At 32.6% G+C, this 15,026-nt stretch carries 16 protein-coding genes; 9 read left to right on the top strand and 7 right to left on the bottom strand.

The window, feature by feature from the left end:
* Nucleotides 1-50: 50 nt before the first annotated feature.
* From MHB47_RS13240 to MHB47_RS13230, 3 genes are all read left to right on the top strand, one after another.
* The gene (locus MHB47_RS13240) at nucleotides 51-569 is read left to right on the top strand and encodes a hypothetical protein (protein WP_340757219.1); all 519 of its coding nucleotides are present in this window, start codon (nucleotides 51-53) and stop codon (nucleotides 567-569) included.
* 503 nt (nucleotides 570-1,072) lie between these two features.
* Nucleotides 1,073-1,891, top strand: coding sequence for an oxidoreductase (locus tag MHB47_RS13235; protein WP_277580372.1), 819 nt, complete (start codon nucleotides 1,073-1,075; stop codon nucleotides 1,889-1,891).
* Between the two features lie 339 nt (nucleotides 1,892-2,230).
* The gene (locus tag MHB47_RS13230; RefSeq protein ID WP_340757216.1) at nucleotides 2,231-2,527 is read left to right on the top strand and encodes a hypothetical protein; all 297 of its coding nucleotides are present in this window, start codon (nucleotides 2,231-2,233) and stop codon (nucleotides 2,525-2,527) included.
* A gap of 275 nt (nucleotides 2,528-2,802) precedes the next feature.
* On the opposite strand, the gene MHB47_RS13225 is transcribed toward MHB47_RS13230, so the two are convergent.
* Nucleotides 2,803-3,636 carry an aldo/keto reductase gene (locus MHB47_RS13225; RefSeq protein WP_340757214.1) on the bottom strand — a complete coding sequence of 278 codons (834 nt, stop codon included), beginning with the start codon at nucleotides 3,634-3,636 and terminating at the stop codon, nucleotides 2,803-2,805.
* Between the two features lie 265 nt (nucleotides 3,637-3,901).
* Nucleotides 3,902-4,000: a type I toxin-antitoxin system Fst family toxin gene (locus tag MHB47_RS13220; protein WP_021339314.1), complete on the bottom strand. Its 99-nt coding sequence runs from the start codon at nucleotides 3,998-4,000 to the stop codon at nucleotides 3,902-3,904.
* A gap of 257 nt (nucleotides 4,001-4,257) precedes the next feature.
* Here MHB47_RS13220 and MHB47_RS13215 point away from each other — a divergent pair, with 257 nt between their 5' ends.
* Nucleotides 4,258-5,679, top strand: a complete 1,422-nt coding sequence (locus tag MHB47_RS13215) for an APC family permease (protein ID WP_340757212.1) — start codon at nucleotides 4,258-4,260, stop codon at nucleotides 5,677-5,679.
* Between the two features lie 232 nt (nucleotides 5,680-5,911).
* Here MHB47_RS13215 and MHB47_RS13210 read toward each other — a convergent pair whose 3' ends face one another.
* From MHB47_RS13210 to MHB47_RS13190, 5 genes are all read right to left on the bottom strand, one after another.
* The gene (locus MHB47_RS13210; protein ID WP_340757210.1) at nucleotides 5,912-6,835 is read right to left on the bottom strand and encodes an SMP-30/gluconolactonase/LRE family protein; all 924 of its coding nucleotides are present in this window, start codon (nucleotides 6,833-6,835) and stop codon (nucleotides 5,912-5,914) included.
* A 363-nt stretch (nucleotides 6,836-7,198) separates the two neighbouring features.
* A complete protein-coding gene (locus tag MHB47_RS13205) occupies nucleotides 7,199-7,363 on the bottom strand; it encodes a hypothetical protein (RefSeq protein ID WP_340757209.1) in 165 nt (54 codons plus the stop codon).
* Between the two features lie 42 nt (nucleotides 7,364-7,405).
* The gene (locus MHB47_RS13200; protein ID WP_340757207.1) at nucleotides 7,406-7,714 is read right to left on the bottom strand and encodes a hypothetical protein; all 309 of its coding nucleotides are present in this window, start codon (nucleotides 7,712-7,714) and stop codon (nucleotides 7,406-7,408) included.
* Nucleotides 7,715-7,745: 31 nt separating this feature from the next.
* Nucleotides 7,746-7,931 (bottom strand): hypothetical protein, encoded by a 186-nt coding sequence (locus MHB47_RS13195; RefSeq protein ID WP_340757205.1) that lies wholly within the window; start codon nucleotides 7,929-7,931, stop codon nucleotides 7,746-7,748.
* Nucleotides 7,932-7,954: 23 nt separating this feature from the next.
* Nucleotides 7,955-8,149 carry a hypothetical protein gene (locus tag MHB47_RS13190; RefSeq protein ID WP_340757203.1) on the bottom strand — a complete coding sequence of 65 codons (195 nt, stop codon included), beginning with the start codon at nucleotides 8,147-8,149 and terminating at the stop codon, nucleotides 7,955-7,957.
* A gap of 402 nt (nucleotides 8,150-8,551) precedes the next feature.
* Between MHB47_RS13190 and MHB47_RS13185 the strand changes: the two genes are divergently transcribed.
* The 5 genes from MHB47_RS13185 to MHB47_RS13165 all read left to right on the top strand — a co-directional run bounded on the left by MHB47_RS13185 (nucleotide 8,552) and on the right by MHB47_RS13165 (nucleotide 14,936).
* Nucleotides 8,552-10,147, top strand: coding sequence for a xylulokinase (locus MHB47_RS13185; protein WP_340757201.1), 1,596 nt, complete (start codon nucleotides 8,552-8,554; stop codon nucleotides 10,145-10,147).
* 55 nt (nucleotides 10,148-10,202) lie between these two features.
* Nucleotides 10,203-11,450, top strand: coding sequence for an MFS transporter (locus tag MHB47_RS13180; protein WP_340757199.1), 1,248 nt, complete (start codon nucleotides 10,203-10,205; stop codon nucleotides 11,448-11,450).
* A 20-nt stretch (nucleotides 11,451-11,470) separates the two neighbouring features.
* Entirely contained in the window at nucleotides 11,471-12,253 is a 783-nt protein-coding gene (locus MHB47_RS13175; protein ID WP_340757198.1) for a glucose 1-dehydrogenase, read from the top strand.
* 397 nt (nucleotides 12,254-12,650) lie between these two features.
* Complete coding sequence (locus tag MHB47_RS13170) at nucleotides 12,651-13,451, top strand: Cof-type HAD-IIB family hydrolase (RefSeq protein ID WP_340757195.1); 801 nt, start codon at nucleotides 12,651-12,653, stop codon at nucleotides 13,449-13,451.
* Between the two features lie 108 nt (nucleotides 13,452-13,559).
* Nucleotides 13,560-14,936, top strand: coding sequence for an MFS transporter (locus tag MHB47_RS13165; RefSeq protein ID WP_445684164.1), 1,377 nt, complete (start codon nucleotides 13,560-13,562; stop codon nucleotides 14,934-14,936).
* Nucleotides 14,937-15,026 lie beyond the last annotated feature (90 nt).

Here is a 15,026-nt window from a genome sequence, read left to right as displayed (position 1 = left end):
AGCTAGCTTAATAACGCGGATCAATATTAAACAATATGGGAGTGGAAACAATGAACCAACAAAAATTAGAAGAATTGAATCGACTTGCAAAGGGTACAGAAAAAGAAAAAAAAATTGCACTTACCTTTGGTTATCAACCAATCATTGAAGAATTAAAAAAAGATGATAATAAAGAAATTTCAGATTTTGCGCAAACGATGGATGCAAACGAAGATTTGAAATTATATAAAAACAATGTTCAATACAAGCGCTCTAAAGAACAATTTCAAAAAGATTTAAAACAAGCAACGCAATATATGTATGCTACGTTAATATTAATCGGTATTGCTGTAGTATCTATATTTATCGCTGTGATTATCTTTTTTGTTAATCCAGTTACGACTGTGACACCATTTATTACAATTACAGTGATAGCAATGTTAGGTTCACTAGTTACAGTTATACTTTCTAAGCGAACTGGAGTTTCCTATAATAATAGTAAGCAATCACTAGCAAAATCGGTATATTTACTCAATATTTCACGATCTAATTCACAATCGTTACAAGCACAAATCAATAATAATGAATAAGTAAATCTGAAAAGTTAGAACACGATATATAGTGTGATTTTAACTCCATGAATAGAATTTCTAGTGAGCGATTAGCTAGAGGGATTTGATTAAGCATTCTTAAAAAATTATTAATATTTAACTTAAAGTTGAAACTAGAACATAAGTCCTAGTTTTAATAAATGACTGTTAATTTTTAACTAAAAAATTAGCAGTCATTTTTTTATATTCAAAGTAATTTTAGACGCATTTGTCTATATTATATAGTGGTCAACGAGAATCTCTGATATACTCAAAACTTGTATTTCTTTTCATGTTTACACCCATTTAAATGGAGATATATCATAAATTAGTATAATGGGTGGAACTAAAATATTAAATTCTATATCGAGCCATTTAATATTATGCTATTTTTATTCAGAACGTTAACACATTAGAATAATTATTTCTAAACATTAATTTGTGGTATAGTAGCCCATATTGATTTGTATTAATTAAAACAATTAACTTAAAGGATGATAAAAATGAAAGTAGCTGTAGTTACAGGAGCAAGTAGTGGTATTGGATACGAAACAGCTAAAGCTTTAGCTAAAAAAGACTACTGTGTTTATGCCGCCTCAAGAAATTTAGAAAATATGAAATCTTTATTAGCTTATAATGTGAAAATAATACATCTAGATGTGACAGACCAAACTTTAATTCATAATTTGGTTGATCACGTCCTTAACACAGAAGGGCATATAGATATTTTAGTTAATAATGCTGGATATGGATCATATGGTGCTGTTGAAGATGTATCAATTGAAGAGGCAAGAAAACAATTTGAAGTAAATTTATTTGGTTTATCTGAGCTAACAAAGGCAATTATACCTTCAATGCGTCATCAAAATTCAGGAAAGATTATAAATATATCATCTATCGGTGGGCGTACGCCTAACAATTTTGGATCTTGGTATCATGCTTCAAAATACGCTTTAGAAGGGTATAGCGAAAGTTTGCGCTTAGAACTGTCTGATTTTGGGATAGACGTTATAGTCATTCAACCTGGTGGTATAAAAACGAACTGGGCTCCAATTGCAGCTAATCATTTAGAAACATCTTCAAAAGGTGGCCCATATGAATCGAAAGCTTCAAATATGGCACAATTGATGTATAAACAACATCAATCCGGCATGTTTTCTCATCCCTCTGTTGCTGCGAAACGTATTGTTAAAATTATAGAAAGCAATCATACAAAACCACGTTATACGGTTGGATTGATTGCCAAACCTATGCTTTTTTTACATGCTATATTACCGGTTAGAGCATTTGGTTGGCTACTTAAAAGAAAGATTTCTAAATAAAATTGAATGACCCATTAAATTTTGGGTCATTCAGTTAACTGTTGTTGCAATCGGCCTGTAACTTATTAAAATAAAACACAAAAATATATATTTATCTTAAACTTAGGGTATAGATAAATAAGCAAATATATTGTATTTTTACACACGGGATATTACACTTAAATAAACATCGAAATGAAGCGTTGCAGTTTTTTAGATATTTTGATTCGCAAATGTAGTTTTTAATACATAAAAATAAAGACACCAAGACGATTTGTTTTCAATCCAACAATAGCAATATGTAAATAGGTTATAAGCATTAAGGATTTGTAAAATGCGCATAATGTAGGAGGGATTCAAATGGTTATTCGTGAAAATAAACGTATCAAAGTCAAAAGATTGAATGAAACACGTTCTAGTGGTATTTCTGTGATGATTGAGGAAGGCGGATTGGGAGCCGATCAATACTATCAAATAGAAAAACACAATACGGAAACTTCAGAAGAGCATTTACACCAATTTGAAAATGAAGTTCGTGACAAGAGTGACATTGAACTTATAGATTTGTTAGTGGTAAATGCAAAAGAGAATACAAATACAGATTACAATGAAGCGTTGGGAATAATTCAAGAAGAGATACTGAACCGCATGAAATAGCGATTAATTTCATTACAATTGAATAATAAAATGAGCACATGAAGGCTATTGGTAGAGGGTGATTATAACTTTATCAGTAGCCTTTTTAGTGAGAGAGGGGTCTGAAGCACGTCTAGAATATTAGAAATATCAATGACAACACAAAAATAGGAGCGGAACAGAAATCAAAAATTGAAATTTGATTTCGTATTCTCGCCCCTATAAGTAAGGTTGACTAGATATTAGACTACTACTGTGCAATCGTTAATTTGTACTCATAGTATGCTGTATTTATGTTAACCATTTAATTCTAATGGATTAGGTCCAATTCTCTTATTTTCGTTTAATGCATCAATACGTTCCATTTGATCAGCTGTTAATGAGAAATCAAAGATATTAATATTTTCTTCTATTCTATGAGGTGTAATTGATTTAGGAATCGTCACGACACCATGTTCAATATTCCATCTAATAACAACTTGTGCTGGAGATTTTCCAATTTCTTCTGCAATCGCATTGATTGTTTCATCTGTTAAAATCTCCGCGTTCATTAATGGAGACCATGACTCCATGTATATAGATTCAGTATCTAAGTAAGTTCTCAATTCTTGTTGTGTAAAGTAGGGATGAAATTCGACTTGATTGATGACAGGTTTAATAGAAGTTTGTGATTTCAACACTTCTAAATGCTCAATATTGAAGTTACTTACGCCAATATTTTTAACTTTGCCTGATTCATATAAAGCCTCCATACCTTTCCAAGTTTCAATCATGACAGACTCATCTGTGCCCGGCCAATGAATGAGATAAAGATCTAAGTAGTCTAGACCTAAGTTATTTATAGAAGTTTGATATCCTTTTTCTACATTCTCTTTGCCAAAGCTATCAAACCAAAGTTTTGATGTGATAAATAAGTCTTCTCTTTGGATATCTGCTGCAACGATACCTTCTTGGATACCACGGCCCACCATTTCTTCGTTTCCGTAAACTAATGCGGCATCAATACTGCGATAGCCGTTAATAATTGCATGCTTCACTGCATCTTTTGCAGTGTCATCATTTTCTACTCTAAAAACGCCTAAACCAAGTTGAGGCATAGCATTGCCATTATGAAAATTAATATATTGCATAGTTGTTCTCCCTTTTCTGTTTTTGATTTAAAATTATTTTCAAATAATGTTTATATTAATTATATTACCGCTGATTGATTAGAAATGTGAGTACGCACTTTAAAGTAACCTAGGTATCTATTTTATGAATAATCATATTTTTAATTGATTTTTTAGATCGATGTGATTATAATATAGGTATAAAAAATATGACCATTTAGTTCACCAAGCCCTCACTATTATAGCCAATAGTGAGGGCTTTTTATGGTGTGGTTTACGCTATCGCCTATTGTTTTTCGCCACGATTACGAAGCCATTGCGTAAACATGGCAATGATGCAACCACTGATGATTGTGGCTAAGACATTTATAAAAAATATGCCCATTCAGCTCACCTCCTCTCAACGTCTAAATTGACGCCTGAGAGATAGGCGACATCCATATTATATACTAGGAATTCTACGCTTTTATCATATGTTTGAGCTTGTCACTTTATCTTCAAATATTTCCTCAATTATACAAATTACAACGAATATCATTCTCAATTTATTTAATTTCTTCTTAAAATAACATATACATTGTATTTGAAAATCATTATACTTAAGAACATGTTTATTTTTAAATCAACAAGGAGTTAGGCAAAATGAGTATCATTAAAAGAGTATTTCGGAAAGAAGATTTATCCCGTTATCAAAATAAAGATTCAAATTTAGAACGTACACTTCGTGTGAGAGACTTTTTAGCATTAGGCGTCGGAACGATTGTATCGACTGCTATTTTCACACTACCAGGTGTTGTTGCTGCAGATCATACAGGACCAGCTGTAACACTTTCATTTTTAGTATCAGCTATAGTAGCGGCCCTCGTAGCTTTCGTATATGCAGAGATGGCTTCAGTGATGCCCTTCGCAGGTTCGGCTTATACTTGGATTAGTATATTATTCGGCGAGTTTTTTGGTTGGATAGTAGGGTGGGCGCTCATTGCAGAGTATATTATTGCAGTTTCTTTTGTAGCGTCAGGTTTTTCAGCCAATTTAAGAGGGCTTTTAGACCCCTTCCATATATCATTGCCAAACGCATTATCCAATTCACTTGGAACTAACGGCGGCATAATGGATATTATTGCAGCAATTGTAATTATTATCACAGCACTGTTGTTAGCGAGAGGTGCATCAGAAACAGCACGCGTACAAAATATCCTCGTTGTGTTAAAAATATTAGCGATTTTATTATTTCTTATTGTAGGTTTATCTGTTATTAATATTGGAAACTACATACCGTTTATTCCTGAATATAAGGAAACAGCGGCAGGCGCCTTTGGTGGTTGGCAAGGTATTTACGCAGGCAGCTCGGTTATTTTCATTGCTTATATCGGTTTTGATTCTATTGCAGCCAATTCTGGAGAAGCAATTAACCCACAGAAAACAATGCCTCGTGGTATCTTAGGATCATTACTTATCGCAGTTGGATTATTTGTTGCTGTAGCACTCGTATTAGTGGGTATGTTTGATTACTCAGCATACAAGGATAATGCAGAGCCAGTAGGTTGGGCATTACGTATGAGTGGACATGGCACAGTTGCTGTTATCGTGCAGGCTGTCTCTGTCATAGGTATGTTTACGGCACTTATTGGTATGATGCTTGCCGGTTCACGCTTACTTTATTCATTTGGCCGTGATGGCATCCTTCCGTCTTGGTTAGGAAAGTTAAATAAGAAGAATCAACCTAATCGTTCTTTAGTTATATTAACGATTGTGGCAGTAATTATCGGATCTGTATTTCCATTTGGATTTTTAGCGGAATTGATTTCAGCAGGTGCGCTCGTCGCATTTATGTTTGTGACAATTGGAATTTATGCATTACGTAAAAGAGAAGGTAAAGATTTACCAGAACCAGCATTTAAATTACCATTTTATCCTGTTATGCCGATATTTATATTTATCTGTGTATTTGCAGTATTTTGGGGATTAAGCGGACAAGCCAAATTCTATACATTGATTTGGTTTATTATTGGTATTATATATTATTTATTTTATGCCATTAAAATGAATGGTCAACAGAAATAAATAGCTAATTATTGGTAAATGTGTAAATACATATTTTACCTCTAGGCTCTATAAAACACATTACAAACCCCCTTCACTAGTAAGTAGAGTGAAGGGGGTTTATCAGTTTATCAAATGAAGTAATTTGTGTTCTAAGTGTAGTTGTTTTTTCAAGTGAACAACAGCGGAAAAACTCAGCTTGAATATGGCAACATATCCTAAATTTTGTTTGTGAAATAAACTCTAAAAAATTTTAAGTTGTTCTGAATATATTCGTTTTGTATCCACCAACTTCTAAATCGACTGAGAACACGTATCCTGCTGTCGGTTCTTGGTGTCTTTCATACTCATTTAATGGTGCCAATGCCGTAGTCATAAATAAAGTTTTTAAATTTTCTCCACCAAATGCACAAGATGTAACGGTATAAGTTGGTAAAGTAATACTGTCTATCCATTTTTTCTGGAAAGGGTCAATTTTTGCTACTACGCCGCCTTTGAATAAAGCAACATACAACATGCCTTGTTGATCAATTGTCATGCCATCAGGTAAGCCATCTGATTCTTTAAAAGTATAAACAGTCTCTTCATTTGAAATTTGACCGGTTTTCGAATCATAATTAAATTGACTCACGGATTGGTTAGCAGAATCGATATAATACATAATATTTCGAACAGGGTCCCAATCAAGCCCATTAGAAAGTGTTACTTTCTCTTTTGCTGTTTCAATATTAGAAAAATCCTTTTCTACGCGATAAAGCTTAGCGATTTGCCCATGAAATTCAGTTTGAGTGCTATCTTGGCTTTCTTTAAACAATCTAAAATCATCATTAACTGTACCTGCCCAAAGTCTACCTTGAGGGTCACACTTAGCATCGTTTAAAAGTATTTTGTTATTTAAATCCATTGGTTTGAAAATTTCTTTTAACGTTTCCTTTTCTAAATCATACAGATAAAATCCATCTTTCATAATCACTATAAGTTCATTCTGTGAGGATTTTGCAAGTGACATTGGAGATTTTTCGAGTTGGTAAAAAGTATATTGATTAGTTTGAGGATAATATGCGCGAATTTTATTTTCTACATTATCTATCCAAAATAAACATTGATTTTCATCGTCCCACAAAGGACCTTCTGCAAAAGTTGATTGTACACTTTCTTGTAGTAATTTAGCTTGCATGATGTTCCTCCTAATTTTTTCTATAAAAGTGTCTTATAGGAAAAGCACCTTATAGTAAACAGATTGTTGATAAATGAAATTACCTAAAAGGTTTCTAATATCATACTATCAATATTTAATCTTGAATTACCAATATTGCTAAGTAGCACATAGCAAAGTTGTTTATAATTTAATTAATAAAGGTAAAGAAAGCATAGTTAAGCGTACTTTGATTTTATAAAAGGTGGATTGTGAATTTATATGACCAACAAAGACAAAAAAAGAAAATTTGATAAAGAAGATAAATTTAGTATTATGACTATTATTCTAGATATATTACTTTCAATAATTAGAGGCTTAATTACTGTGATAAGAAACATATTTTCATAACAACACCCGATCAAAAGCGCTTAACAGTTTATACTCTGTTAAGCGCTTTTGATTTTTTAATTTTAATGATTCATAGTTATCTTTCTTTTTCTTATTCATAGCTTTAACAAAAATCGGATAAAAAAGTAATAAACAAACGACTAACATTTTAGGTAACATATGTGACTTCCTCCTTTGATTTCATGTAATATACAAAAATTTTTAACTAATAAACACATTTATTATAAGCATAGCTAGACCAAAGTAAATATAAATCGGTTTAACTTTATTTTTATTTAATAGAGAAAGTTGAATCATTGCTATTCCTAGTAATATTAAAGTTCCTTCAAAATTTGACAGTTCAATAATTTTTAAAAGCCCTATGACTGCAAATATAATTAATAAAACGCTATTTAACATTAAAAACATAGCGGTTATTTTCTTCTTTAATCCTTCTGACTCGTTACGATCTATGAATAAAAACCACAAACTTATGGCGATACCATAAATTAGTGCAAATATCGCTACCATATTTTTAATCTCCTCATCTACATTTATTATGTTATCCATCATCATTCTTTTCTGGTTTTAAAAAGACAAAACAATAATAGATAGAAATCACCCAGGAAATACTTACAAATATAAGTATTATATAGTCTTTATCTGCAATGAATTTGGGTACAGCAATAGCTACTAAAATAGTAAATAAAATCATGGCTATGATAGTTATTAACTCAATTCTTTTCATTTTATATAATCTCTTTGACGCTTTTAACTATTCTCCGAATTATTACGCCTTTTTGGAGCGACAATATCACTTAAGATACCGATAACAGCAAAGCTTAATACGAATGCTAGTGACCAACCAAAAGAAATCCAGTCAGTCGATAGTAATAATATGCCGTAAACGATGGCATATATACATAGCCCTATATGCATGTAAAATCTTAATTTAGTTTTATTCATATTTTTAATGGCCTCCAAACAATTACTTTATCAATTAATACCAAAACAAAAATTAAAAAACATTTTATAATTAAATTAACATAAAGCTATTGATTTTAATACTTAATTTTAAGTATATCGTTAGAAATATAGTATTTAAAAAGAGAATAATAATTATTTATGTAATATAAATATTGCTATATTATTCCATCTAACAGACAGATCTGTAAAAGTAGATACTATATATTTTTTTGAAATTTCCTTTTTAATTCAAAATTAATGTCATATAGGATTTATGAATAAAAATATAGTCTACTTAAAATTTTAATTTTTTTATAAGGGCAAAACTTTGACTTTCTAGAAATTTAAGCGTAATCTACGTTTTTGACACCGTTTACATATTATAAAGAAAGAGGTAAGCAAATGGATATTGAAGTCTTGAAGGATTATGTTAACACTGGTCAACTTTCAGTAGGCATTGAATTTGGTTCGACAAGAATTAAGACTGTAGCAATTGACCCCCATTGCAATACAGTTTCTACAGGTTCTTATGAATGGGAAAATCAATATGAAAATGGTTACTGGACTTATTCAATGAATGATGTCTGGGTAGGTATTCAAAAAAGTTATAATGAAATGGCTCAAAAAATTAAAGATTTATGCGGTACACCTATCACTAATTTGTCATCTTTAGGCATTAGTGGAATGATGCATGGTTATTTAGTTTTTGATAAAAATGATGACTTATTAGTACCTTTTAGAACATGGAGAAATAACAATGCGAACGAAGCCGCTAAATTATTACGAAATGATTTTAATGTAAATATCCCTGAACGTTGGAGTATTGCCCAACTATACCAATCAGCTTTAAACAACGAAGATCATGTATCCAAAGTAAATTATATGACAACGCTAGCTGGTTATGTTCATTGGTATTTAACAGACAAAAAAGTGTTAGGTATAGGCGATGCATCTGGTATGTTTCCAATTAATACTGACAAAAAAGAGTTACGCGAAGATTTATTGGAGCGCTTTAACACACTATTTCAAGGATTAGGGTATCAACAAGATATTAAAGATATTCTGCCAGAAGTAATTGTAGCAGGTGAGTCAGCGGGATATTTAACAGAAACAGGTGCAAAATTGATTGACCCAAATGGCCAGCTGAAATCAGGTTGCCCAATGTGTGCTCCTGAGTCCGATGCAGCTACTGGTATGGTTGCTACAAATAGTGTCGCTCCTAAAACAGGCAACGTTTCAGCGGGAACAAGTATCTTTTCGATGATTGTATTAGAGCAACCAATTAAAAATGTATATCCAGAAGTAGACATAGTAACAACACCAGATGGTTATGATGTTGCTATGGTTCACGCGAATAATTGTACTTCTGATATTAATGCATGGATTGGACTTTTTGAAGATGTATTTAGAATAATGAATGTGAAATACGATAAAAATGAGTTATTTACAAAGTTGTTTGAAAGCGCTTTTAATGGAGACGAAGATCTAGGCAAGCTATTATCATACGGATATATCTCAGGTGAATTTATAACAGATGTAAAACAAGGTTATCCAATGTTTTTACGTCATGTTGATAGCGATTTCAATATAGAAAACTTTATGAAAACACATATTTTTAGTGCTTTTAGTACTTTGAAAATAGGTATTGATTTATTAAAAGAAAAAGAAAATATTCAAATAGATACCATGTTAGGTCATGGAGGTATTTTTAAAACAGAAAAAGTAGCGCAATCGTTTTTAGCAGCAGCATTAGAGAGTCCGGTTAGTGTGATGAAGACAGCAAGTGAAGGCGGCGCATGGGGGATAGCTGTATTAGCACGATATTTGGTAGAAGAACAGCATAATAATTTAACCGATTATTTAAGTACCCACGCTTTTAAACATACTGAGCAATTTACTATAGAGCCTAACGAGAATGATATAAAGAGCTTTAAAAAATACATTCAACGTTTCAAATCATCTCTTCAACTGGAACAACAAGTAGATGAACACGCTTAATGTAAGTGTTAGTCACAATGAATAAAGCATATTTTAATACGTAGGAGAGATTAGTGTGGAATCATTAAATGCAGATAAGCCGAAGCAATTTTTAGGTTTACCGAGAACTTTGATTTGGGGTTATGTTGCAATAGCCATCTTTATGACAGGTGATGGAATAGAGCAGGCCTTTTTATCTAAGTACATTGTTAATATTGGGTTTGAAGCCCATCAAGCTTCTACCGTTTTAACGCTTTACGGCTTAGTAGTAGCAATCGCATCATGGCTTTCTGGTATTTTAGCAGAAATTTTCAGTCCAAGAAAAATTATGATATTAGCTTTCATTATTTGGATTGTCTTTCATGTTGGTTTCTTAACTTTAGGTATAGAGCAGCATAGCTATACAATGATGCTAATCATGTATGGTATCCGTGGCTTCGCATATCCAATGTTTATTTATAGTTTCGTTGTGTGGATTACTTATTCAGCACCACGACATCGTTTAGCTTCTGCGATGGGATGGTTTTGGGCCATGTACTCTGTTGGTATAGGTTTCTTAGGAACATATATACCTAGCTTTTCCATTCCTTGGATTGGCTTTATGGGAACATTGTGGTCATCAATAATCTTTATTTTAATCGGTGGATTGATGGCGATGTTCTTAGTTAAAGATAAAAAAGGTGAAGACAAAGAAGCTGATAAATTAACAGCAAAAGAAATGTTAATTGAGTTTGCTAGAGGTATTACCATTTTGAGAAATCCTCAAATAGCAATTGCAAGTGTTGTTAGAACCATTAATCAATTAGCCCTCTTTGGCTTAGTCGTTATTATGCCTATTGTATTTACAGACACCGTAGGATTTACAACATCAGAATGGTTACGTATATGGGGTCTCATGTACATTGTAACTATTTTCACTAATCTATTTTGGGGTGTTGTTGGTGATAAAATCGGTTGGGTTAGACAAGTTCGGTGGTTTGGTTGTATAGGTATGGTTATTTCAACATTAGCCTTTTATTACTTACCTATTTGGTCAGGACCTAATATTTGGATTGCTGGCAGTGTAGCTGTTATGTTCGGTTTTGCTGTAGCAGCTTTTGTACCGATGTCTGCGATTTTCCCTATTTTAGAACCTAATCATAAAGGTGCTGCGGTATCTATTCATAATTTATCCGCAGGCTTAAGTAACTTCATTGGACCTGCTATTGCAACAATAACAGTTCCTATAGCAGGTCCTGAATTAACTATTTGGACATATGCAATTATTTATTTTATAGGATTTATTTTAACTTTCTTTATGAAAGTTAACCAACCTAATCATTAATTATAGAAAGGTGATATATTATGACAAACGTTTTAGAACAATTTAAATTAGATGAAAAAGTAGCAATCGTAACAGGAGGCGCAATGGGTCTAGGTAAATCAATGGCTACAGCATTAGCGCAAGCAGGTTCAAATATAGTTATTGCAGATATAAATATAGCGGTAGCTGAAGAAACAGCAGAAGAAATTAAGAAAAACGAAAATGTTGAAGCAATTGGATTAAAAGTTGATGTTACAGATCCTGATGCAGTTAATAAAATGGTCGAAGATGTTTTAGAACAATTTGGTAAAGTTGATATTTTAGTAAATAATGCAGGGATGACGATTAATGCAAAAGCAGAAGAAATGTCATTTGCAGATTGGAATAAGGTTATCAATTTAAACTTAAATGGCATCTTTTTAGTAGCACAAGCTGTTGGTCGTGTCATGATTAAACAAGGATATGGTTCAATCATTAATACATCTTCAATGTCAGGTTTAATTGCGAATAAACCTCAAGAGCAAAGTTCTTATAATGCTTCTAAAGCTGGAGTAATCATGTTAACGAAAAGTTTAGCAATGGAATGGTCAAAATATAATATTAAAGTTAATACTATTGCACCTGGCTACATGAAAACAGAACTAACAAAACCATTCTTTGATCAAGGTGGAGAAATGATCGAAGATTGGATGGGCTTCACACCAATGGGACGTCCAGGTATGCCAGACGAACTAGGTGGTATTGTTGTTTATTTAGCATCAGATGCATCTTCGTTTGCACAAGGTAGTGTATTTACTATTGACGGTGGTTATACGGCACTTTAATTCAACATATGATAATTATTAAATAGTAGAAATTACTTCAAAGTATCTAATATGAGGCTAAGACATCATACATGTCTTAGCCTCATTTATTATATCGGGGGTAGCTGACTGATTTGAAAATGCACTTATATTAAGCTTTTAAAGAACCACTACCTCATTTATGAATACAAGTAGTTCTTATGCAGAATCTGTAACTCATACACTATAAGTAATAATGGTGATATATATTCTGAAGTGGAGCCATTGGAAACTATACACAAATCAATATAGACAGTCTAAGGTAGCTCATAGAGTTACCTTTTTTATTTGGATTGACGTATCAAATAAAGATAAATATTATGGTTTTCATTTATAAACCGATACAATTATCTTAATTATGGTTAAAGGGGAATTTACAATGGATATTAAACTGATTGTTGCGGATATGGATGGAACATTTTTAAATAATGAAAGTCAATTTAATAGTGAATCGTTTCAATTATTAAAAGAAAATTGCGAGAAACACAATATTCGGTTTGTGTTTTGTACGGGGAAACAGTGTGAGCGTGTTGAAAGTATTATTGGGGATTTAGCACAAGATACGTTTATCGTAGGAGATAGCGCAACAAGAATTAAATTTAACGGTGATTTTATTTATAATGCCACGATTGAAAATAGTAAAGCTAAAGAAATTATTCAAGTAATTAAAGATATTGATCCAACGCAAACTGTACTTGCATGTACCGCATCTGGTGCATATGTCTTACAAGATACACAAGAATCAGAGAAGAGATTGGTACATGGCTCATTCCAAAATGTAATTTATATTAATAGTTATGATGAAATTGAAGAAGATATTTTAAAAATTTCTGTACACGATGCAGCAGGTAAGTGTAAAGAGACTGCAAATCAGATTAAACACTATGAGTCAGAGGTTTATATCATCGCATCTGATGAAGAATGGATTGATATTGCAGATTTAGGGGTTAACAAGGGGACAACTATTAACCGAATTCAAAGTTTACTTCAAATCAGTCCAGCAGAAACAATTGCATTTGGTGATGGCTTAAATGATATTGATTTATTTAAAGCAGCGAAATATAAAGTGGCCATGGATAATGCATACCCAGAGTTGAAAGCAGAAGCCAATTTAATAGCTATGAATAATAATGCTGATGGCGTAGTACAAACATTGAATTTATTACTAAATTTTAAATAATAAATATATATAATAGTTTTTAACAATAAGTAGTTGTTTGTGTGATATTATCTATCTAGTACATATGTTTTTTAAATATATGAATTATATAAGATGGAGGCATAGAACATCATGAGTACGAAACAACAATCTGGCAACAAATTAATTTTAGCTATTGTATTAAGTGTATTAACGTATTGGCTGTTTGCTCAATCGTTTATAAATATATCTACCCCAGTGCAACAAACATATCAAACAACGCCTGGTATTATTAATTTATCAGTGAGTATCACTTCTTTCGCAACTGGTATCTTTATGGTGGGCGCAGGTGATGTGTCAGACAAAATAGGGCGACTCAAAATGACCTATTTAGGCATCATTTTAAGTATTATCGCCTCATTATTAATTATTATTTCTGATATTACGGCACTACTTATTATAGGGAGAGTCATTCAAGGTATATCAGCAGCCATACTCTTACCTGCAACAGTAGGTGTGCTGAAAGATCAATTTGAAGGTAAGGATTTACGTAAAGCGATTAGTTACTTAATGATTGGTACTGTTGGAGGCGTAGGTATCGCTTCATTGGTTGGTGGATTTATCGCTACATATATCAATTGGCAGTCTAACTTCATCTTGTCTATTATTATCGCTATCATAGCATTTGTACTATTACTTGGTACGAAAGAAGAAGCTAAGGAAGTAATCGATAATCGACCGTTCGACTATATAGGTATGTTAATCTTTGCCGTTTTAATAGGGAGCATCACTTTATTTGCAACGCAAGGCTTTGAACAAGGCTGGACGAGTCCTTTTTCAATTACTTGTGGTAGTGTATTTATTATTTCTGTAATTGTATTTTACTTTTTTGAACGTCGAAAGCGTGCCCCATTTATTGATTTTGCATTATTCCGTAACCGTGGGCTCGTTGGGTCATCTTTGGTTAACTTTGTACTTAATACAGGTATAGGGGTAACAACAGTATTTAATATCTATGCTCAGACAGAATTGGGCTTAACGCCGTTTCAATCAGGTTTAGTGACAGTGCCGTATGTCATCATGGCAGTGTTAATGGTTCGCTTAGGGGAAAAAATATCACTGCGTCATGGAGGTAAACCAATGTTACTTGTAGGACCGTTATTTCCTGCAATAGGCATTATTTTCGCCAGTTTAACCGTATTGCCATCTGACTGGTATATTGCAGCTGTAACATTTGGTTTTGTTATTTTTGCTATTGGCAATGGTTTATGTGCGACACCTGGTTTAACTGTAGCTATTTTAACGATTCCAGATGAAAAAATTGGACTAGCTTCAGGTCTGTATAAAATGACTTCTTCACTCGGTGGGGCGTTTGGTATTGCAATGAATACGACAATATTTGCGGCGGTACAAGTGACACATAGTGCAAGCGTGGCAGCGACTTGGTCTTTCATGGCAAGTATAATATTAATGATCATTGGTGTGATTTTAGCGCAGATTATTATACCGAAAAATATAAAAGCTTAAACAGTACGCGAAAAAGGGAGTGGGACAGAAATCTAATTTTTTCAATAAAATTTCGTCGTCCCACCCCGGCACAGCTGACTAGAACTGAAA

Source organism: Staphylococcus sp. FSL K6-3157 (genome assembly GCF_038005145.1).
Classification (GTDB): Bacteria; Bacillota; Bacilli; order Staphylococcales; family Staphylococcaceae; genus Staphylococcus; species Staphylococcus equorum.
Note: the sequence above shows the minus strand (reverse complement) of the source record. Positions and strands in the feature narration are given on the sequence as shown.